This is a genomic window from Adlercreutzia equolifaciens, assembly GCF_029076695.1.
Taxonomy (GTDB): domain Bacteria; phylum Actinomycetota; class Coriobacteriia; order Coriobacteriales; family Eggerthellaceae; genus Adlercreutzia; species Adlercreutzia equolifaciens_A.
The window spans coordinates 1-295 of the sequence record NZ_JARFIK010000471.1 but is presented as its reverse complement, the minus strand read 5'-3'; the positions used below and the strand labels follow the sequence as shown (position 1 = coordinate 295).

1 protein-coding gene is annotated in these 295 nt (G+C 69.8%); it reads right to left on the bottom strand.

Translation table 11 applies throughout. The annotated features are described in order from the left end of the window. Positions 1-84 precede the first annotated feature (84 nt). Positions 85-295: rhodanese-like domain-containing protein (locus PZH32_RS13220; protein WP_275208713.1), on the bottom strand; the 211-nt coding region annotated here is incomplete at its 5' end.

Below are 295 nucleotides of genomic sequence, written 5' to 3'. Positions count from 1 at the left end.
CCACAATCTCGGCCTGCTCGTCCAGGCGACGGATACGGGCCGCGGCCGTGGCGCCGCGCGCCACGCCGCCGACAATGACTACCTTCATGAGCGCTCCACCTCTCCCGTATACGTGCCCATGCCCCCGATGTTCTTCACGGTCGTGTAGCCCGCGCGCTGCAGAGCGCCGACGGCCTGTCCGCTGCGACCGCCGCTGTGGCAGTAGACGAACAGCGGCGTGGCCGGATCGGGCACGACGGCGGTAACGCGGTTCAGCTCTTGCAGCGGGACGTTCACACTGCCGGGCACGTGGCCC